This is a genomic window from Vibrio sp. Y42_MX_L11 (genome assembly GCF_024181785.1).
GTDB lineage: Bacteria > Pseudomonadota > Gammaproteobacteria > Enterobacterales > Vibrionaceae > Vibrio > Vibrio diabolicus.
Genome location: NZ_JAMZAP010000001.1, coordinates 79857 through 99426 on the forward strand (window position 1 = coordinate 79857; position 19570 = coordinate 99426).

17 protein-coding genes are annotated in these 19570 nt (G+C 44.5%); 11 read left to right on the forward strand and 6 right to left on the reverse strand.

Annotation, left to right across the window (positions count from 1 at the left end; all coding sequences use genetic code 11):
- Window positions 1-20: 20 nt before the first annotated feature.
- Window positions 21-644, reverse strand: a complete 624-nt coding sequence (locus tag NL643_RS00320) for a c-type cytochrome (RefSeq protein ID WP_253643710.1) — start codon at window positions 642-644, stop codon at window positions 21-23.
- Window positions 645-1095: 451 nt separating this feature from the next.
- Between NL643_RS00320 and NL643_RS00325 the strand changes: the two genes are divergently transcribed.
- Genes NL643_RS00325 through NL643_RS00335 form a run of 3 tightly spaced genes read left to right on the forward strand, consistent with a single transcriptional unit; the run spans window position 1096 to window position 6386 of the window.
- Entirely contained in the window at window positions 1096-3360 is a 2265-nt protein-coding gene (locus NL643_RS00325) for an OmcA/MtrC family decaheme c-type cytochrome (RefSeq protein WP_253643711.1), read from the forward strand.
- 53 nt (window positions 3361-3413) lie between these two features.
- Window positions 3414-4394: a DmsE family decaheme c-type cytochrome gene (locus tag NL643_RS00330; RefSeq protein WP_253643712.1), complete on the forward strand. Its 981-nt coding sequence runs from the start codon at window positions 3414-3416 to the stop codon at window positions 4392-4394.
- 9 nt (window positions 4395-4403) lie between these two features.
- A complete protein-coding gene (locus NL643_RS00335; protein ID WP_253643713.1) occupies window positions 4404-6386 on the forward strand; it encodes an MtrB/PioB family decaheme-associated outer membrane protein in 1983 nt (660 codons plus the stop codon).
- An 86-nt stretch (window positions 6387-6472) separates the two neighbouring features.
- Here the strand turns inward: NL643_RS00335 and NL643_RS00340 are convergent, their stop codons facing one another.
- From NL643_RS00340 to rsuA, 3 genes are all read right to left on the reverse strand, one after another.
- Window positions 6473-7132 carry a DUF2913 family protein gene (locus tag NL643_RS00340; RefSeq protein ID WP_176320378.1) on the reverse strand — a complete coding sequence of 220 codons (660 nt, stop codon included), beginning with the start codon at window positions 7130-7132 and terminating at the stop codon, window positions 6473-6475.
- Window positions 7132-8334: a Bcr/CflA family multidrug efflux MFS transporter gene (locus NL643_RS00345; protein WP_253643714.1), complete on the reverse strand. Its 1203-nt coding sequence runs from the start codon at window positions 8332-8334 to the stop codon at window positions 7132-7134. The genes NL643_RS00340 and NL643_RS00345 overlap by 1 nt, the downstream gene beginning before the upstream one ends.
- A gap of 436 nt (window positions 8335-8770) precedes the next feature.
- Window positions 8771-9472, reverse strand: coding sequence for a 16S rRNA pseudouridine(516) synthase RsuA (rsuA, locus tag NL643_RS00350; RefSeq protein ID WP_033905117.1), 702 nt, complete (start codon window positions 9470-9472; stop codon window positions 8771-8773).
- A gap of 121 nt (window positions 9473-9593) precedes the next feature.
- On the opposite strand from rsuA, the gene NL643_RS00355 reads away from it, so the two are divergent.
- The 5 genes from NL643_RS00355 to rplY all read left to right on the forward strand — a co-directional run bounded on the left by NL643_RS00355 (window position 9594) and on the right by rplY (window position 14504).
- Complete coding sequence (locus tag NL643_RS00355; protein WP_104969302.1) at window positions 9594-11345, forward strand: DEAD/DEAH box helicase; 1752 nt, start codon at window positions 9594-9596, stop codon at window positions 11343-11345.
- A 95-nt stretch (window positions 11346-11440) separates the two neighbouring features.
- Complete coding sequence (locus NL643_RS00360) at window positions 11441-11866, forward strand: PepSY domain-containing protein (protein ID WP_253643715.1); 426 nt, start codon at window positions 11441-11443, stop codon at window positions 11864-11866.
- Between the two features lie 76 nt (window positions 11867-11942).
- Window positions 11943-12602, forward strand: a complete 660-nt coding sequence (locus tag NL643_RS00365; RefSeq protein WP_005378073.1) for a response regulator transcription factor — start codon at window positions 11943-11945, stop codon at window positions 12600-12602.
- A complete protein-coding gene (locus NL643_RS00370; protein WP_253643716.1) occupies window positions 12592-13941 on the forward strand; it encodes an ATP-binding protein in 1350 nt (449 codons plus the stop codon). The genes NL643_RS00365 and NL643_RS00370 overlap by 11 nt, the downstream gene beginning before the upstream one ends.
- Before the next feature lie 284 nt (window positions 13942-14225).
- Window positions 14226-14504: a 50S ribosomal protein L25 gene (gene rplY / locus NL643_RS00375; protein WP_005393245.1), complete on the forward strand. Its 279-nt coding sequence runs from the start codon at window positions 14226-14228 to the stop codon at window positions 14502-14504.
- Window positions 14505-14651: 147 nt separating this feature from the next.
- Here rplY and NL643_RS00380 read toward each other — a convergent pair whose 3' ends face one another.
- On the reverse strand, window positions 14652-15167 hold the full coding sequence (locus tag NL643_RS00380) for a GNAT family N-acetyltransferase (RefSeq protein WP_031780335.1): 516 nt from the start codon (window positions 15165-15167) through the stop codon (window positions 14652-14654).
- A 749-nt stretch (window positions 15168-15916) separates the two neighbouring features.
- On the opposite strand from NL643_RS00380, the gene ushA reads away from it, so the two are divergent.
- Window positions 15917-17605, forward strand: coding sequence for a bifunctional UDP-sugar hydrolase/5'-nucleotidase UshA (gene ushA / locus NL643_RS00385; protein WP_237311822.1), 1689 nt, complete (start codon window positions 15917-15919; stop codon window positions 17603-17605).
- A 414-nt stretch (window positions 17606-18019) separates the two neighbouring features.
- Window positions 18020-18241, forward strand: coding sequence for a hypothetical protein (locus tag NL643_RS00390; protein WP_005393249.1), 222 nt, complete (start codon window positions 18020-18022; stop codon window positions 18239-18241).
- 98 nt (window positions 18242-18339) lie between these two features.
- Here the strand turns inward: NL643_RS00390 and NL643_RS00395 are convergent, their stop codons facing one another.
- Window positions 18340-18588, reverse strand: a complete 249-nt coding sequence (locus NL643_RS00395) for a DUF1289 domain-containing protein (protein WP_048626242.1) — start codon at window positions 18586-18588, stop codon at window positions 18340-18342.
- A 210-nt stretch (window positions 18589-18798) separates the two neighbouring features.
- Here NL643_RS00395 and NL643_RS00400 point away from each other — a divergent pair, with 210 nt between their 5' ends.
- Complete coding sequence (locus NL643_RS00400) at window positions 18799-19245, forward strand: META domain-containing protein (protein WP_005393252.1); 447 nt, start codon at window positions 18799-18801, stop codon at window positions 19243-19245.
- The last annotated feature ends 325 nt before the right edge of the window (window positions 19246-19570 follow it).

Here is a 19570-nt window from a genome sequence, read left to right on the forward strand (position 1 = left end):
GGGTTCATCCCAAAACAGCGCTAGTGATAACTCGCATAGTATTCAACGAGCGCATTTAAATCATCGGCACTAAGCCCTTTGAATGCTTCGTCCATTTTTTTATCAACGGAGCGTTTCCCTTGCTTAAACTGTTTCAATGTCGTGGCGAGATATCCCTTCTGCTGACCAGCTAAGATCGACGCTTCGTCTAGAGCGTTGCTGCCACCATCCGAATGACAGTTCTCGCAGCTTTTCGCGTGGATAGCCTTACCTTTCATCGCTAACGCTTGATCAAAAGACTGCTTAGCTGGCACAAACTCAAGCCCAGCATAATGTTTTGCTAACTCTTCAATCTGCGCCTCAGATAAAGATTTAACTATCGACACCATGTCGCCTTTTTTGCTCGTGTCTCCGTAAGCGTGACTAACAGAATTTGCAGGCCTACCTTCTAGGTAACGTAGCATTTGGTCAAAAAAATTGAATTCGGGAATCCCAGCGATGGTAGGAATATTCGTGTCTGAGCTAACACCGTTTGGCCCATGACAAGCTTCACATTCGTATTGTGAAATTAGCTCACTTGGTGACGCTAAACTGTGGGAGGCTAAAACTGAGCTAATGACTAACACCGAGGAAAATTTTAGAGAGAATTTAATTAGTTGGTGCATATTAGACTGACTCCGTAGTAATTATCTTTATTAATCAAAACCAGACAACGAATAAACGATAAGAAAATCAATTTATAAACACGACTTAAAACCAACGATATCCAAGATAAAAATATTAAGCCGTCAACTATTTAAAGTAGCGTAGTTCAATACCCTTACTTTTTCTGCGCCGACCTCTTCAATCGCAGAAAATCCAACCCAAACAATTGATTTAAAATGATAATAAATTCAACCCCAAAATTCACATACAAAAATAGCGGTTTATTTTAATAATATTTCATATTGCGTCTATACTCTTACAAGCCATGTATTTCGATTTATTCAAGCGATGTAAATATGGATATTTTTCTTTTAGCTTGAGTATAAAATTAATATTTCAATCAATCGTTTATTGAAATATTAAACCATTCCCATGCATTCCCACTTACTTTAGGACGAATCGAGAGGGACTATGAACGGTTTAAAGTCGATCGCTACATTAATATTTTTTATTTTACTGCTCACCGGATGTGGTCCAGACAGCAAAAACGATCAGAATACACCACCACCTGCACTTTGTGATTTCGAGATCAGTGTTTCCGAGCCATCATTGGTCACTCAAGAAACCGGGGAAACCAAACTGGTGGTCAATTTTACCGTCAAAGACGGCAGTGGCAGACCTCATGAGCTAGACGAAACGAAAGATTTTCGCATCGCACTTCTCAAAGCTATGCCCTCTCGTGTCGATACACAAAACTCGAGCGATCCAGCCTTTGCCTTCAATGGACGCCATGGCAATACCTATTGGAAGAGTTTCCATCACTCAAGTAATACCGTAAATAACCGTGCCAGCATGGAGAGTGTTTGGGATGGAACACTAGTAAAAACAGACGAAGGGTATCGCTACACGTTTGCCATTCCTGACGTTTTAAAAGTGTCCGATCCTTATACTGCCGACTCTTCTAGCAACAACGGTTTTATCGCTTGGGATGCGGATAAACTCCACCGAATCGTCATGGCGTATGGCGAGCAAGGCAACGGTTTTACCTACGTGTTTGAATGGGTGCCGCAAGAAAGTTCAGATACGACTGTCTCCCGCAATGTGATTGAAACAGGCACCTGTGAAAACTGTCATATGGGCGAACCGCTTCATCATGGACCGGGCTATCGCTCAATTGATAACAACATTGCCGTTTGTACCGCTTGCCACAATGACAGTAATCCTGGCGCTGCACCAGCCAGACGCCCTCTCGCTGCCGTTGTTCATCAATACCACGGTAATGTTTTCAAATTAGGTAGCGACAGAAATAACACCGACACTTACAAACAGCCTGTCGACGAGAATGACGTGCTCGTTACCGACATCAATGGTTTAGTCATTGAAGGCAACCCTTTCCCGCAAGATGCCCGCAACTGTACAACCTGCCATTCAACCGATGTCGCGAAAGCATCAGACGCCAACAATTGGTTTGAACACCCAAGCCAAGTTGCCTGTGAGACCTGTCACTTGTACCGAGACAGAGGAGCGCATGATAACCAAATCGGTACGGGTTGGGTAAGAAACGGCGAACCACAAAACTCCTGCTCTGGCTGTCACCGACCTTATGACCGAGACGACAATGGCGCTCCAATCATCGGCCAAGACGCGAGCCGAAGTGCTAAAACGGTTCACGTAATGCGTTTAGAGAATCTTGCAAAGGCACGTGATTCGCTTGAAATCAACGTTGAAAGCGCGCGATTTATTGATGACCAGTTTGAGGTTGAACTAAGAGTGTCGAAAGCGGGCACAGGTATTGGATCCATCGACGAACTGACACCTTTCATCAATGAACATGGCCACCTCAATTTGTTGCTGAACTGGGATAACGGCCAAGGCCCGATGGTCGCAAACAACAGTCTCAACGTCGCCGATGATGGCGCACTTGGTGACGGCTGTGAGGCTCAAGGAGAAGGCCTATTCTTGTGTCATAAAGACTTCACTGACGCTGCGATTAAGCCAATCTCCAACTCTACGTTGACGGTTAACATCGCCGACATGCCACTTTGCGCCAACCTTAGAGATGGCGAGCTCGCCGAATGCGTCACGTTTGAAGGCATCGATCTTATCAAATCGCCTTTCGTCATTGCCGCCAATAACGTATCCGGCTCGTTTGATGTGTCTGGTATCAACAAGCAACACAAACTGCCAGTGGGCGCGGACATTTCATCGTGTAACGATTGTCACAAAGAGCTGACTATCCATAAGCTTGGTGAGCATCCGCATGCCGCCACCGACTTCCAACAATGTAAAAATTGCCATAACTCTGAACGTTCTGCGTTTTATCCTGGAATGGCAGCTGATCTAAAGTACCACGTACACTCATTCCACGCCTTTGGCTCCGCTCATAGCGGTGAAGCGCCTTTCCCTGGCGCAGTCAACAACTGTGAGGCCTGCCATACCAATGCTCAATACAACTTACCTAGCCAACAAAATACGCGCCCTTCTCTTGCGAGTGGTAAGTACTTTAGTCCTGCATTAGTCGCCTGTGGCGCGTGTCACTTAGAGTCATCTTTAGCTAATGCTGACCCGGATAGTGTTGCAGGAGATGCGCCTCTGAACCATATGCTGAATCACGGCGCGGTATTTGGAGCAGACACAGCAGCACAAGCCATGGGCTCCGAGCAATGTGCAACTTGCCATGCCATTGGTCAGTCACAAGGGGTAGATAAGGTTCACAAGGTATACGACTACCGTTGAATTCGTCATTGAACACAATGCTTTGACAATTAAGGACAAGAAAAGGAAGAGCTATGAAAGCAATGTTTCTGCGGTGGTTGGTAGTTGGGATACTTGGGTTAGGCGTCATCTTCACCGTCAGTTCGGAAGATGTCGCCGAGCCAGAACCCAAAGCGGCGACGTTAACTCAAGAAGAAATTGAAACCATATTAGACACCAAGTTTTCCGAGGGGAAATATTCACGCCGCGGGCCAGATGGCTGCCTTCGTTGCCATGACGATACCTCAGACAAACCTGCAACCGGTATTTTCGACAACATCCACGGCAAGTCAGCGAACTTGCATGGTCCAATGAATGATAAACAATGTGAAGCATGCCATGGCCCAGCAAACAATCACGCGCGCAATCCGCGAAAAGGACAAGTTCGTGAGCCGATGATCACCTTTGGGCCAAACTCCCCTGTTCCGGCCGAAAAGCAAAACAGCGTGTGTTTATCTTGCCACCAAGATGCGAAACGCTCGACTTGGCATAGCAGTGAGCACGCTTTTGAAGGTCTGTCTTGTGCAAGCTGTCACCAACTGCATCAAAAAGACGATCCGATGATGGTTGCCGAAATGCAAGCAGACAAATGCACCGATTGTCACTCCCGCACCAAATCGGATATCCACAAACGTAGTCGTCATCCTATCATTGACGGCGTCATGACTTGTTCTAGCTGCCACAATCCACATCAGGCATTAAATGAAGCGAGCCTGAACTGGTCAACCGTCAATAACGCTTGTTACGAGTGTCATGCAGAAAAACGCGGCCCATTCTTATGGGAGCATGAGCCTGTAACTGAAGATTGTACATCCTGCCACACACCTCATGGTTCAGTGAACAAAGCCCTGCTCAATAAACGGCTGCCAATGCTATGTCAGGAATGCCACCGTGTGCCACATGCAAACGTAGTCATTCCTGAAAACGACTTGAGAGTGCGCGGCGGAAGTTGTTTGAACTGCCACAATCAAGTGCATGGCTCTAACCACCCACGTGGTCAAACATTAAGTTATTAGGAGGGAGGCATGAAACTATCTCAACTGTGCATCGCTATTTCCCTTGCTTTTGCTGTGCAAGCGCACGCCAACGATTATTCGTTACAACGTTCTCAACCAGCCGACACTAGCCGCTGGCAGTGCAGTGAATGCAGCAGCGATGGCACGTGGAGTGGAGAAGTCAGCGCTGGCGTCGGTTACCTTAACAACGATGGTTCCTCGCGATTCTATAATTGGAATCCACCCGTTTACGGTACAAACTCTGACAATAAACACTTTAACGCGAGCCTAAACGCCGATATCGAACAATATGAAGACGATGGGTTCTACAATCGAATCGTCGTCGAAGATCTTGGTTTGCAACGCTTCTTACTGCAGTGGGAAATGGGCCAGTACGACGGATTACGTGTCCTCGGCAGTTATAGTGAAACGCCGTATTTCTGGAACCAGTCCTCACTCAGTGCGTATCATCCAAGAGAGGATGCACTCGTCAGTGGTGACCTATCGAAATATGAAAACTCAGTGACGCGAGAGACGTTTAAGTTAGAACTCAAGTACACACCACATACGCCATGGAAACCATATGCATCCATGAAGCACGAACGTAAAGAAGGCACAACTTCGCTTTATTCATCGACTATTCCGGGTTACGCCAACGCGCCGGGATTCATACCCAAAGCCGTCGACCATGAAACATTAAATACTCAAGTAGGAGTAAGCTACATGGAAGATTTTTGGCTGGTGGATATTGCGTATCGCGGCTCGTTTTTTAGAAATGACAAGTCCGCACTTTATTACGGCAGCACTACCAATCCTTACGCTAACCACCTCGCGTATGAGCCTGACAACGACTTTCACCAGTTTGCTGTCACGGGGAATTATCGGTTGAATCAACAAACGTTCAGTGGCCGCTTACTTTGGTCACAGACGTCTTCTGAAGGCGGGTTAAATCCATTCCCGCAGTCCCCCGTTAACTCCAATACATTCCATGGCGAAACTAACACTTGGCAAATGAGCGCGGATTACCACAACAAACTTTCGCGAGACACTGCTTTCGCCATTTCTGCGGACTATTCAGATAAAGACGATAACTCCGATAGAAACACCATCATCGGATCGACGAGAGAAAAATACGACCACACCAAAACCAAACTGGAAGCAACACTCAAGCATCGTGTTACTTCTGATGTAAAAGTGAATACGGGTTACCATTTTAGACAAGATGAGCGAAGCTATGCCGACCGAAAACGTACCGATGAACAACGCGTTTTTGTTGGGGCCCAGTACCGACCAAATAGACCGTGGCAATTAGGCGGTAAAGTCTCCTACTCTTTTCGCGATGGCTCTGATTGGCAGGACGACAGCAGCGACTCGCCTAATTTGCGCCAATACTATTTAGCCGATAAAGAGAGGATTGAGCTCCGTGGCGACGGCGGCTATGACGTAACAAACGATGTCCAGTTACTTGCTGAGCTTTGGTACGGAAACGACGACTATGTTAAACCCGATATAGGTTTAAGCGAAGGAGAAGATTACGGCTACGATATCAGCGTCAACTTCAATTTACTCGACGGACTAAACGGGCATGTTTTTTACAATCAACAGGTCATCCGCTCCGAGCAACAACAAGCAAACTCTGACGTTGTCGGTTGGAATCGCTACACCACCAAACTCAAAGATGACATCACAACCATTGGCTTTGGTGTGAGTAAAGAGCAGCTACTAGACGACAAACTTTCTATCTCGTTTGATTACAGCTACAGCCAAGCTGATGGAAAATCTTCAACCACATCTGACGGCTACCAATATCCTGATAACGACGCGAACTCGTACCGATTTGAAGTCATCGCTGACTATGAAGTATCTGAAAATCAAAACGTGCAGCTTAACCTCCGTTATGAAGACTACTCAGAAGAGGATTACTTGTTTAATAACGAAACCGAAACGATGGGCGACGTTTTGCAAAGCTATGAAGGTCTATATGGTGGCGTCTATTGGAAATATCGCTTTTAAATACAGAGTGACGTAACAAAAAAAGCATCAGACGTTTCAAACGCCTGATGCTTTCGTATTTCAATTCTACTGCTGTGAGAAGTTGATTAAGCTTGGAAGCTCAACGGAATCTCAGCCAATTGGTTACCTTCGTTTGCAGGAAAGATAAGGTACTCGCCGTGGTATTTCACCATCGATTTGTAGTCCGTCACTTTATGCACCATAAAGCCCGCTTGCGCTGCTTTCTCAACAAACTCAGCATGGTTGCCACGTACAAACCAGCTCATTGGTTTGACGAGCAACTCGCCGTCGAAGCAGCTTTCGCATTGTTCTGCACATAGCGCCAAAGAGTTTTGACCTTCCGTGAAGATTTGGATTTTGCCACAACCAACCAATTGTTCAGAGGTAGAAACTTCCCAACCTGCTTGCTCCATCACATCTAAAAATGCTTCGACGTCAGAGTCTTTGATCACTTTTGAATCTTCATCTTCAGGAAAAAACTGAGCGTAAAAAGCGGAAATACGCTTGAAGATAAACAACAAACCAGCGTCATTACCCTTTGAACGACCCGCTTTTTGCCAACGTGTTAAGTCATCGCCTACGGCTCGACCGAAACGCTGAGATTTAAGTGCTTTGGTAACCCAGCGCACTAAATAATGGTTATTCGCAACAGGGGCATTGGCTAACTTACCTGAGCGATGCTCTTGATCTAACTCTTCAAGTGCTGAGTTAACTAAATTTTGAATTTCTTTGGTGTAATTCGACATTACGCCTTTCTTCCTAAAGTCCAATAAAACAGTGCTGAAAGCACAGAACAAGCAAACATCACAATGATCATCGGCCACGCCACATTACCTGGTAGTGATGCCACCAGCGCGCCAACCAATGAGCCGATACCGAATCTTAACGTCCCCGCCAGAGACGAAGCTGTACCCGCCATTGATGGGTAGCCACTTAAAAGCAGCGCCATAGCGTTACTACCTATCGTAGACAATGTACCGATAAACAGCACAACAAAAGGTACGATGCCCCATAATCCGAAGTCCATCAACCAACTTACGAATAAACCAATCCCCGCCAAAAGTTGCACGAACAACCCAAAACGAAGCATGGCATGAGAGCCAACTTTCTTCACCAAGCGACCATTAACACTGGTCATGATGATCATCGCAACAATGTTCAAACCAAATAAATAACCAAAGTGGTCTGGTCGAACACCATATAAATCAATATAAACAAACGAGCCCGCAGTCAGAAATGCAAACATTCCGGAAAATGAAAACGCTCCAGAAAGCATCAAACCTATCGCTTCAGGGTTGGAGCATAATCTGGCGTAGTTTCTCATCGTAGTGCGAAAACGAAGCGGCTGACGATTTTCTGGTTTCAGCGTCTCTGGAATTTTCCAAAGTACCAGTAGAATTACCACCACAGCGAAAATGGCTAACACCCAAAAGATCGAACGCCAACCAAACCAGATCGCTAGGTGACCACCTATCATAGGCGCAACCAAGGGTGCCATGGTGATTACTAAGGTGACGAAAGACATTGCACGGGCAAAGTCTTCACGGTCAAACATGTCACGCACGACGGCTTGGATAATGACCGCCGCTGCCGCGCCAGCAAAACCTTGCGCTGTTCGCACATAAGTCAATGCATCAATGCCGTTTGTGGTCGCACTCACTACCGCCGCTAATCCAAAGAAAAGCACACCCAAAATCAGTACAGGTCTACGGCCAAAACTATCGGCAAGCGGCCCGTGAATTAACTGGCCAATCGCAAAACCTGCCGTATAAGCCGTCAACGTAATCTGAACCGCGCCAGGCGCGACCCCCAAATCTTTCGCGATGGTCGGCATTGCAGGCAGATACATGTCGATCGCCAAAGGCGTCAAAGCACCAATCGCTCCTAATACAAGAAACAATAGAAAACTGATTTGGGATTGCGGAGCGCTTTGAGCTTTTTCTGTCATTCTTTTACCTCTTGTTGGAGCCCTTTCGTCAATACTTTCAGAGCAAAGTGAACGTAACGGACGGTTCTCATATCGCTGATATCTAGAAGCCAAAGGCCTGGTCTATCAACGTTCGAGAATCATAAGGGCAAATATGTACCAAGGTGTGACCTTGACGAACTCGACATAGAAAAGCGTGTGAAAGCGAAGTGTGTTTATGGGAAATAAACACAATGCAGTAAAAATGATGGAATTGATTCCACCATTTATTCACCACAGCCGAATGCTTTGCAATAAGAGTATGCATGGCTCAGCTAAATGCAAAGGCATATCACTCAGATGAGTAAGCACACCGGAATTGTCTAGGCACTAATTTTGGTAGGAAAATTAATTTTGAGCCAATTCCTACCAAAAAACTAGTTCCAATTGGGAACTAAAGAATTTCCCATGCCGATAATTAATTCCAAATAGAATCAATTTCTTCCTGCGTGAGGTAGCGATAATCACCAGGTTCTAGTGCCTCATCGAGTTCAATCGAACCAATACGCTCACGATGTAAGTACTCAACTTTATTTCCTAACGCCGCAAACATGCGTTTCACTTGGTGATACTTACCTTCCACAATAGTTAACAATACTTCATTCTCTGCCTCGTTCACGATCTCCAAACGAGCAGGTAATGTTGCTTCTGATTCATTGCGCAAAATGATGCCTTGTTCGAGCTTTTCCGCGTAATCAGGCTGAATCGCATCGACAAGCCAAACACGGTACGTTTTCTCACACTTATGCTTCGGTGAGGTAATGCGGTGAGACCACTTACCATCATCCGTAATCAACACCAAACCGGTTGTGTCGACGTCTAATCGGCCCGCAAAGTGAAGGTTTTCAATTTTAGGCTCATCGAGCAATGCGAATGCAGTTTGGTTGTAGCCATCTTCATGTGAACAAACAAAGTCAGCAGGCTTGTACAACATAATGTAACGAGGGCCAGGAGCACCAATAACGCGGTCTTCCCACATTACTTCCGCACCTTCAGGTACTTTAAATGCACCACTTTTTTGAACCTCACCGTCAACGGTGATGTCACCACTTTTGATGATCTTTGTTGCCTGTTTGCGTGTTGCACCCAGAGCGTCACACAAATATTTATCTAAACGCATGAATACCTCATTGAATTATACCCAAGTAACCTCCAAATCTCGGTTTAAAGGTCACTTGGGTATAAAAGTCAGGTATTATAGCGTTCCTCGTTCGAATAGTTGAGCAATTTCACATATTTTCATGTACACACTTCGCCCTTATCAAGCCGACTCGGTTAAAGCAGTCATTCATTACTTTCGTAAACACTCGACACCAGCAGTGATCGTACTGCCTACTGGTGCCGGAAAAAGCTTGGTGATCGCAGAGCTTGCTCGCCTTGCGAAAGGGAGAGTGTTAGTCCTCGCTCACGTTAAAGAGCTAGTCGAGCAAAACCACGCGAAGTATGAAGGTTATGGTTTAAAAGGTTCTATCTTCTCAGCGGGATTAGGACGAAAAGAAACTGATCAGCAAGTCGTGTTTGCTTCGGTTCAATCGGTCGTACGTAACTTAGATTCGTTCAAAAACCAGTTTTCTCTGCTCGTTATTGATGAGTGCCATCGTGTGCCGGATGACAAAAACAGCAGCTACCAAAAAGTTATTACTCACTTACGAGAACTGAACCCAGGCATTAAGGTGCTGGGACTAACTGCAACGCCCTATCGTTTAGGAATGGGCTGGATTTATCAGTACCATACCCGAGGTCAAGTACGCACCGAAGAGCCTCGATTCTTCCGCGATTGTATTTTCGAACTGCCGATCCGTTACTTGCTCGACGAAAACTTCCTCACTCCGGCACGAATGATGGACGCGCCTGTTTTGTCTTATGACTTCTCGCAACTAAAACCCGCAAACACCGGACGCTACAAAGAAGCAGAAATGGACATGGTGATCGATAAAGCCAAACGCGCCACTCCGCAAATTGTTGAGCAAATCATGCAATATGCGAGAGAACGTCAAGGTGTCATGATCTTCGCCGCGACTGTCCGACACGCACAAGAGATCCACAGTTTACTGCCAGAAGGCGAAACTGAAATCGTCATTGGTGATACACCTACGCCGGAACGTGACGCGATCATCCAAGCGTTCAAGAATCGTCAAATAAAATATATGGTCAATGTTTCGGTACTGACTACCGGGTTTGATGCGCCGCATGTCGATTTAATCGCGATTTTGCGACCAACAGAGTCAGTCAGTCTATACCAGCAGATTGTAGGGCGAGGATTACGCTTATCAGACGGAAAATCAGAATGTTTAGTGCTTGATTACGCAGGCAACAGCTACGATTTATACCAACCTGAAGTCGGTGATCCCAAACCAGACTCTGACAGTGAAATTATCACGATTCCCTGCCCGGCTTGCGGATTCAATAACAACTTCTGGGGTAAGTTGGATAGTAACGGTTTCTTGGTTGAACACTTTGGCAGACGTTGCCAGGGTTACTTTGAAGATGAAGACACAGGCGAGCGTGAACACTGTGGCTACCGTTTTCGTGCCAAATACTGTGGTGAATGTGGTGCCGACAACGATATTGCTGCGCGCATTTGTCATGAGTGTGACGCAACGCTTGTTGATCCAGATAAAAAATTAAAAGAAGCCCTTAATCTGAAGGATGCATTAATCTTTGAATGCACAGAAATGGACCTGTCAGTATTCAAGTCCAGTGATGGTAAATCTCAACTCAAGGTGACGTATTCTGGTGAACCATACCAAGGAGAAGGCAATGCGTTAGTTCATGAGTTTTGGTCATTGAGTACCAAAAAACAAAAACAAACATTTAAAGACCAGTTTGTGCGCCCTCACTTGGCAGACAAGCATCGCCCTTTTGAAGAGGCTTCACCGACACGTGTTGTTGCCAATCAACATCGTTTCCGTTTACCTCAGTTTGTTATTGCAAGGAAATCCGGTCGCTTTTGGAAATTGCGAGACAAAATTTTTGAAGACGAGTTGAAATAACGTCCGCAACATTTAGTAAAACTGAACTCGATGATTCACTCTCTGTTCATCTATATCCGATATACTGCGGCTAACGTTCTAGAAAAGGTTTGACTATGTATAAAGCAACGACTTCTCAACATTCTGCGTTACTTTTCGGCCTTATCACGACATTGATGTGTGCACCAAGTTTCGCCAAGCATGACGACTACTATGCCTCACAAAATGGTCACGCCATCGTGCAAGATGTCGAAAATCCTGGAACACGTATTGAATTCGATGAAGATCAAGATGAGGTCTATCGCGCGGTTCAACAAGGATATATACGACCATTTTCGGACCTTTACGCCGCAGTAGAAAACGACCTATACGGCCGTATCATCAAGGTCGAGCTTGAAGAAGATGATGATGCTTGGGTGTATGAACTGAAAATCCTGTACAACAATAGCGTCCTGAAAGTTGAGTATGACGCCGCCACGCTGGAAATGCTTGAGATCAAAGGTCGCAGCTTTAACAAAGCGTTAAAGCCACAAAACAACTAAACTGGTCTAATGCGTAATCCCGACGCAATGCGTAACTTACTTCGATAACACTCCAAACATAATAAGAATCACCAATATGAAAATACTTGTCGTTGAAGATGACCCTCGTTTAGGCGAGCAAATCATCGAAACATTAGAAAGTACCGGCTGGGTACCAGAATTATCTCAAGATGGCATAGACGCTCTGTATCGCGCGACATCGGAAGAATGGGACGCTATTGTTCTTGATCTAGGACTGCCGAAATTGGATGGCCTCACCGTGCTAAAAGGCATTCGTGATGAAAACATCAATACCCCTGTCGTTATCCTGAGTGCTCGCGATACCCTAACGCAGAGAGTTGAAGGTCTAAACGCAGGTGCAGACGATTACCTAACTAAGCCGTTTGAAATGGTTGAGCTTATCGCTCGTATTCGCGCACAACTACGAAGAGCATCAGGTAACGCCTCTCCTGTGATGCAAATTGGCGACTTGAGCTTGGATACGCGCACTTCTAAAGTAATGTGGCAAGGGCAAGCAGTAAGCTTAACGGCACTGGAGTATAAAGTGGTCGCTTACTTTATGCATAACCCAGAAAAAGTAATTTCTCGCACCGAACTCGTCGAGCACATTTACAAACAAGACTTTGATCGTGACTCCAACACAATCGAAGTTTTTATCGGCCGAATTCGCAAAAAAATCGCGCCAAAGATCATCAAAACTGTCCGAGGGTTGGGATACCAATTAAATGCCGAATAAGAACAGGCTACCGTTGAACGCAATAAAACGACTGAGTATCAAAAGTCGCCTCGTTTTAGCGGCGATCGTTTGGTTGACGGCAATGATCCTCGCAGCTGGTGTGACGATACCGACCCAAGTGTACAACTATATGGTTGACGACACTCGCTCACAGCTGAGCATTTTTATGGATGAAATCGCCGCTCAGTTAGAAGTCGATGAGACTGGGCACCTCTCACTCGCTGCTCTGCTCTCAGACCCTCGATTTAACCGACCTTACAGTGGTTTATATTGGAGTGCCTCCACTGAGACGAGTCTCGAGCGTTCTCGTTCTTTGTGGGACAAAAAAATCGAATACAAAGGTCTGGATAACGATGCTTACGGCGCGAGAGGCGAAAGGCTGATTACCATCGAAAAAGCTCTGTACTTACCAGATTACGATGGACCTATCCATATCATTATTGGTATTGATGAAGAGCCTATCAAAAGCACCCTGCAAACGCTAATCGGGCAACTCTGGCTTATTTTAGGCTTATTATTCGCAGGGGTTCTTGCCGTCATTTTGCTGCAAATTGCATGGTCATTGAGTCCGCTTACAAAGTTACAAAAAGAGTTGGCCGAGCTGAAGTCTGGTAACAAAAAGAGTCTAGAAGAAACCTATCCGAAAGAGATTTCTCCTCTTATCTTCGACCTCAACGCTCTGCTTTTCCATTATCAGGAATTGTTAGAACGAGCTAGGAATCATGCAGGCAATCTCTCACATGCACTAAAAACCCCACTTTCTGTCCTAAAAAATGAAGTACAGACGTTAGAACCTAGTACGCAATCCCGTCTGCGTACTCCAATCAATCAAATACAAGACCATATCGATTACCATTTGGGTCGTACTCGTATGGCGGGGTCTATGAATATTTTATCAGTGAAATCGAACCCAGCAGAGCGTGTGGATGCTATCTCAATGGCGTTTGATAAAGTGTATGCGAGCCGAGATATCTCCTTAATTAATGAACTTGATTCAGAGCTGAATGTAGCGGTAGAGCAGACCGATCTCGACGAAATGCTGGGTAACTTGCTTGAAAATGCCTATAAGTGGGCCAACAACATGATTCGTGTGCACTCCTCTCAGGATAAAGACAACATACACATCATCATTGAAGATGACGGACCAGGTATCCCTAAAGAGAAACTGAGTCAAGTAATCAAGAGAGGCGTTAGATTGGATGAAGCAACCCCTGGTTCAGGTCTTGGTCTAAATATAGTCAGTGAAATGGCACACAGTTACCGAGGTCAATTAACACTGGAAGCGAGCGCTTTAGGTGGCTTAAAAGCATCTTTAGTCTTACACCTCAGCCGAACATAAAGCATATAACGCATAAACTGTGTTCTTCGGACCATGATTAGTAAACCGATGAAAATGAAGCCGATGTGAACAAAATCCAAGCAAAGCGTTAAAAGGGATAGCCTTACACCTAGCCAAATCATACCTTTTTGTTGATTTGGATACGATTTGGGTTGCCCATTTATAAGTGGAATGATAGTATCCGCGCTCGCTTGAACAGTTCCTGTTTCAAGCTTTACCACGAACAACAAGGTCGCATTGTTGATTGTGAACATTTGATTTTTACTAATTTGAGAGTAAATACTATGAAATTCGAAGCAGTAGTACGTACTGAACTAGGTAAAGGTGCGAGCCGCCGCCTACGTCACGCTGGCAAATTCCCTGCAGTTGTATACGGCGGTGAAGAAGCAGCAGTAGCTATCGTTCTTAACCACGACGACATCGTAAACCAAATGGACAAGCCTGAATTCTACGAAGGCCTAGTTCTAGTTATCGATGGCAAAGAAGTTAAAGTTAAGCCACAAGACGTTCAACGTCACGCGTTCAAGCCAAAAGTTGAACACATGGACTTCATCCGTATCTAATTCCCTACCAAGGAATTAATCGGATTAAATCCAAACCTTTTGCATTAAAGATAATCGGACTTACCAACCGAGACATCTAAAAAATTTCAAAACCCCGGAGTCTTACCACCTCCGGGGTTTTACTATATGTGGCATATAACAATTGATTTACGAACGGGCAATGTACTTCACTAAAGTGAGATCCGTCAGCGTCATACGGTCAATGATTTCCGCCTCTTCCTCTCCAGTACGCACAAAACCACACTTCTTGTAAAAGTTAAGCCCCTGTTTATTGGTATCCAGTGCTTTCAAACTTATCTGCATAACGGGCGTAGAGAGTAGACGCGTTTCTAGTTCATCTAATAATGCACTCCCTGCCCCTTGCCCATAATGCAAAGGAGAGACATAGCAACATGTTACCCACGCCGTTTTATCTTCACAGGTGTGGTTAGGTAGTTCGTAACTTAAAAAGCCGACGATTTCCCCTTGTCTCTCAACGACGATCAATTGGGCCAGTTGCTCAGTCATGACTCGCGTCCACATCCTTTCTCGGCGCTCAATCGTAAACTGATCGATGTAGCTCTGTGGCATTAACCCTTTGTATGCTACCTGCCACGAATCAACATGTATCTTGGCGATTTGAGTTGCTTCCTCTCTGACTGCGTTCCTTACTGTGTATCTCATTACTATCCTTTCTTAAAATTCACCACTTACAAATTCTTTCAACCCTACTCTTTAAATCGAAGCTCAAAGCGAGCAGCCACAGATGCAACGCTTTACATTACTCTATTTCATTTTCATTAATTCAATGATAGTGCACATCGTAATATCCGAAGAAAACGCCTCGTTATTTACGTTTCACTTTCGCTCATTAGATTGAATCTATTTGTTTTAACATCCGGGTATCGAAAGCGGGATAAACACGGTAAGGTATCGAATAAGAATAAATAAACGATATCTAAGGCATAAGATTTCTAAACGGTCGCAATTATAGTACAGAGAGAAATACCCTTTCTGGTTGTATTAAACAGAGTAAGCCAAGATCAAACGAGTTTGGGTTTTACAGTGATCATTTTATATACAAAATATTTCCCTCATCATCAGAGCGAAAATTTATAACGATTTGTGTCATAGCTGCTAAGAAAAACATGAACTTGGCAAAATAATCACCAAAATCAGCGCTATACTTCGCAAAAATGCGCATTGATTCACACAAACCACATTCATTCAATTGGCCACTTCACAAAATAACCCCCTCCCTCTAATTTCAATATACTAAAAACTATTTCTGTTTAATTGGAGACGTAGTTTGCAGGCTTATTAATTCATTTCTCCGATAGAAGTATAAATAAGAGATAGATCACTAAAGTTTCACATTAATTCCGTATATTTCACGCCGTAACAATAACAAAATCACAAAGAAAGGATCCCTTATGAAGTTTTCCAAATCTCTTTTGGTAATGGCAGTGGGCGCTGCGCTAGCAGGATGCGGCTCAGACAGCGATAATTCTCCAGTAACCTGCGAGACTGCAGATTCTTGTACTAAGTTCACCGTTCTCCACACTAACGATAACCATGGTCGCTTTTGGCATAACAGCGACGGCGAATATGGCATGGCTGCGCGTCACACTTTAATCGAATCTATTCGCGCAGAAGTCGAAGCAAAAGGCGGTGAAACCATTCTGCTGTCTGGCGGTGATATTAATACCGGCGTACCAGAATCAGACATGCAAGATGCGGTTCCAGACTTCGTAGGGATGAACCTACTTGGTTACGATGCAATGGCTGTCGGTAACCACGAGTTTGATAACTCACTAGATATTCTCGATATGCAAGCTGAGCTAGCTGACTTCCCTATGCTGGCTGCGAATATCTATAAGAAAGATACCAATGAGCGTTACTTCGACCCTTACAAAGTATTTACTATCAACGGCCTTAAGATCGCTGTAATTGGTCTAACCACCCAGGACACGGCGAAGCTAGTCAATCCAGACAACGTATCAAACATCCACTTCGAAGACCCTCAAGTTGAAATCAAAAAAGTACTTAAGGAAATCGAAGAAAACGAAAAAGTAGACCTAGTATTTGCAACGACGCACATGGGTCACTACCAAGATGGTAATAATGGTAGTGAAGCACCAGGGGACGTGAAGCTCGCTCGCTCTCTCGAAGAGGGACAACTAGACGCTATCATCGGTGGTCACTCACAAAACCCAGTGTGTATGGAGCCAGGTACCAATGAGTATGCTGATTTCAAACCTGGTGATGATTGCGCGCCAGACCAACAAAAAGGCACTTGGATTATGCAAGCGCATGAGTGGGGTAAATATGTGGGTCGTGCGGACTTCGAATATTACGACGGCAAGCTTCACTTAGCGAATTACGCACTGATTCCTGTAAACCTTTTGGACGACAACGATGAAGTGATCGGTGAACGCATTCAACAAGATGCGACGGTAAAAGCGTTACTACTGCCATACCAACAGCAAGGTCAAGAGTTATTAGATGAGAAGATTTCTAATACGACGGGTAAGTTAGAAGGTGATCGTAACGTAGTTCGCTCTCAGCAAACTAATCTAGGTCACCTACTAGGCGAGGCATACCGTACTTACAAAACGGTAGATGCTGACTTTGGTGTGATGAACTCTGGCGGTGTGCGTGATTCAATCCAAGATGGTGACATCACTTACCGTGACGTACTTACAGTCCAGCCGTTCGGTAACTTCGTGACTAAAGCGACAATGACTGGTCAAGAAGTAAAAGAGTACCTTGATGTCGTAGCAACGAAATCTGCAGGCTCTGGTGCTTACGCTCAACTAGATAACATCACTTTAGATGTAGATTGTGATGCTGGCTCAGTAACCATTACCGACATTAACGATAAAGGCTTCGATCTAGACGCAACGTACACATTCTCTGTAATCAGCTTCAGTGCTGCTGGTGGCGATAACTATCCAATCATCGATGTTCAATCTACCCAGCTAACCGATGCATACGTTTTACGTGAGTTCTTCGTAAATAACCCACAGATCTCTGCGGATAGCTACAACAAGAACTTAGAAAACATCAAGTACTTCAGTAACGGTCAAGCTGTGAAAGGTTGCCCAGCAACTAATAGCTAAAAACACCTTACACTCTGACGTGAAGAGCTTTTAGAAGTTGTTCCGTCAGAGCCTCCCTAAAAACCGAAGCGTGACGCTTCGGTTTTTTTATTTTCGTTAAAGTGCTGAAAATTATCGCCCTTCATAAAGTGTTCAAAAATTATTCATTTGTGTTGTTGACGCCCATGTGCTGGGCTTCTATGTTTGATAAGGTCTTTCGAAAATACAGATTCATCAACTGACTTTTCGCTATGAAGTTTCGTAGCTTAGTGGATGATTCTAGGAAAGATGTGAATGGCGTTACAAACACTGCTCTCAAACAATTTGTCTTTTTGACCTAAAACGAAGGTGATTCGCCGCCAAGCGTTCACCAATGAGCAGCGATCTGGACGTCAATATGTTCAAACTGCTGCCATCGAGTTCAGGAGGTCAAAAATGAAACGAGCCAGCAATAGCTACAGACTTCAAATGATCAAAGAAGTGGTTACCCGTAGAGAGCGCGAAGCTTGCACGGACCCTATGGCGAGATACATTCATCAACTGATGGATGAACGCCCTACTAGTAAATTAGATGTTGAATTCAATCATCGATTTTCAGGAAGCCACTTTGACGAACATGCTGGGGGATGGGTCAGTGACCGTTGGTCAATGAAGTAGCGCTAATTTAACGAGTTTGCCTTACACGCACCGCATAGTAAGAGCTAATACAGTCCCGGCTCATCATTGATTATTGCCGAGCCGGGATAATTCGAAATTTAAAAGAGATTTTGCTGTGGTGATAATTCTTCTTGAGACTCTTCTGCCTTTCCCTTCCCTGCCAATACCTTTCTTCTATAGCGCTGACGGCATAGCTTAATTACATGCAACTGTTGAGCAGGCGTATAAGTGAGCCAGTTAAATCGCTCTTCTCTTTTACGCATACATCCTTTGCAATACCCTTTTTCGTCCACACTACAAATACCAACGCAAGGGTTTGGGACGGTAAAAAACTCTAGTTGCTCCATGCTCTAACCGTTTTTTGCTCGCTGTGCTGTAATGATATTATAACGACTTCAATATACGCTCCCAACAGTGCTATACATCTTGCACCTTGAAGCCGTTTGAGTATATAAACTGGACTCTGTCACAGTAATACGAAACTATTACCTTATGCTGACAAAAACAGTGTTTTATTACCTATACTTACCACGTTTTCTAAAAACGGAGTCTATAAAATGAAGCTTAGCCTAAAAACGTTAGTTACAGCAATCTCTCTTCCTGTTCTTATGACTGCATGTGCTAGCAACGGTGACAATGTGAAAGAAATTACGGCTCAAGATTTACAGCACCATAATTGGGAGCTGGTTCAGATTGATGGTAAAAACATCGAATTAAAAGAACGTCAGCAAGCGCCTCGCTTAGAAATCGGAGAAAATCTGACTGCAAATGGTAACGCGGGGTGTAACAACTTCTTTGGTCAAGCTGAACTAAAAAACAATCAACTACGCATCGAAAAAATGGGAATGACCATGAAGATGTGTATGGATGACCAAATGAAAATTGAGCAAGCGATGTCTGAAACTCTTACTGAATGGAGTGATATAACGCTAACCAAAGAAGGGCTAATGCTTAAAAATGACGATCACGAACTAACGTTTCAGTTGCGTGATTGGGTAAACTAAGTCCCATTTCATATTCTAAGAGCAGCCATAAAATGGCTGCTTTTTTTATGCCTCCTAATCCATATCAAAGCAGGCAGGATGTCTGTTTCGCACGTTTCGGTTAGCAAAATCGTTTAAAACGACAAACTCTTTCCATCTTTACGCACTCAACGCCACGTCTACGACGCGGGTTCAGTCTTCCAAATCAACATATTGAAGTTGCTTGAGGACAATAATTTTCAATTACTTGAAAGAATATCGTCAAACAAGCGGTCCGCTCTTGTATACCTAAAACGACACCAGAATTGTCCTTTCTTCGTTTTGCTTCACATTGAGAATAATTCTT

Bases quoted from the DNA above. Each gene is read 5' to 3' on its own strand.
- NL643_RS00380 (WP_031780335.1), bottom strand. From the start codon at position 15,167: ATGAGATACACAGTAAGGAACGCAGTCAGAGAGGAAGCAACTCAAATC.
- NL643_RS00320 (WP_253643710.1), bottom strand. From the start codon at position 644: ATGCACCAACTAATTAAATTCTCTCTAAAATTTTCCTCGGTGTTAGTC.
- NL643_RS00330 (WP_253643712.1), top strand. From the start codon at position 3,414: ATGAAAGCAATGTTTCTGCGGTGGTTGGTAGTTGGGATACTTGGGTTA.
- ushA (WP_237311822.1), top strand. From the start codon at position 15,917: ATGAAGTTTTCCAAATCTCTTTTGGTAATGGCAGTGGGCGCTGCGCTA.
- NL643_RS00360 (WP_253643715.1), top strand. From the start codon at position 11,441: ATGTATAAAGCAACGACTTCTCAACATTCTGCGTTACTTTTCGGCCTT.
- NL643_RS00355 (WP_104969302.1), top strand. From the start codon at position 9,594: ATGTACACACTTCGCCCTTATCAAGCCGACTCGGTTAAAGCAGTCATT.
- NL643_RS00335 (WP_253643713.1), top strand. From the start codon at position 4,404: ATGAAACTATCTCAACTGTGCATCGCTATTTCCCTTGCTTTTGCTGTG.
- NL643_RS00395 (WP_048626242.1), bottom strand. From the start codon at position 18,588: ATGGAGCAACTAGAGTTTTTTACCGTCCCAAACCCTTGCGTTGGTATT.
- NL643_RS00370 (WP_253643716.1), top strand. From the start codon at position 12,592: ATGCCGAATAAGAACAGGCTACCGTTGAACGCAATAAAACGACTGAGT.
- NL643_RS00345 (WP_253643714.1), bottom strand. From the start codon at position 8,334: ATGACAGAAAAAGCTCAAAGCGCTCCGCAATCCCAAATCAGTTTTCTA.
- NL643_RS00390 (WP_005393249.1), top strand. From the start codon at position 18,020: ATGAAACGAGCCAGCAATAGCTACAGACTTCAAATGATCAAAGAAGTG.
- rsuA (WP_033905117.1), bottom strand. From the start codon at position 9,472: ATGCGTTTAGATAAATATTTGTGTGACGCTCTGGGTGCAACACGCAAA.
- NL643_RS00325 (WP_253643711.1), top strand. From the start codon at position 1,096: ATGAACGGTTTAAAGTCGATCGCTACATTAATATTTTTTATTTTACTG.
- NL643_RS00340 (WP_176320378.1), bottom strand. From the start codon at position 7,132: ATGTCGAATTACACCAAAGAAATTCAAAATTTAGTTAACTCAGCACTT.
- NL643_RS00365 (WP_005378073.1), top strand. From the start codon at position 11,943: ATGAAAATACTTGTCGTTGAAGATGACCCTCGTTTAGGCGAGCAAATC.
- rplY (WP_005393245.1), top strand. From the start codon at position 14,226: ATGAAATTCGAAGCAGTAGTACGTACTGAACTAGGTAAAGGTGCGAGC.
- NL643_RS00400 (WP_005393252.1), top strand. From the start codon at position 18,799: ATGAAGCTTAGCCTAAAAACGTTAGTTACAGCAATCTCTCTTCCTGTT.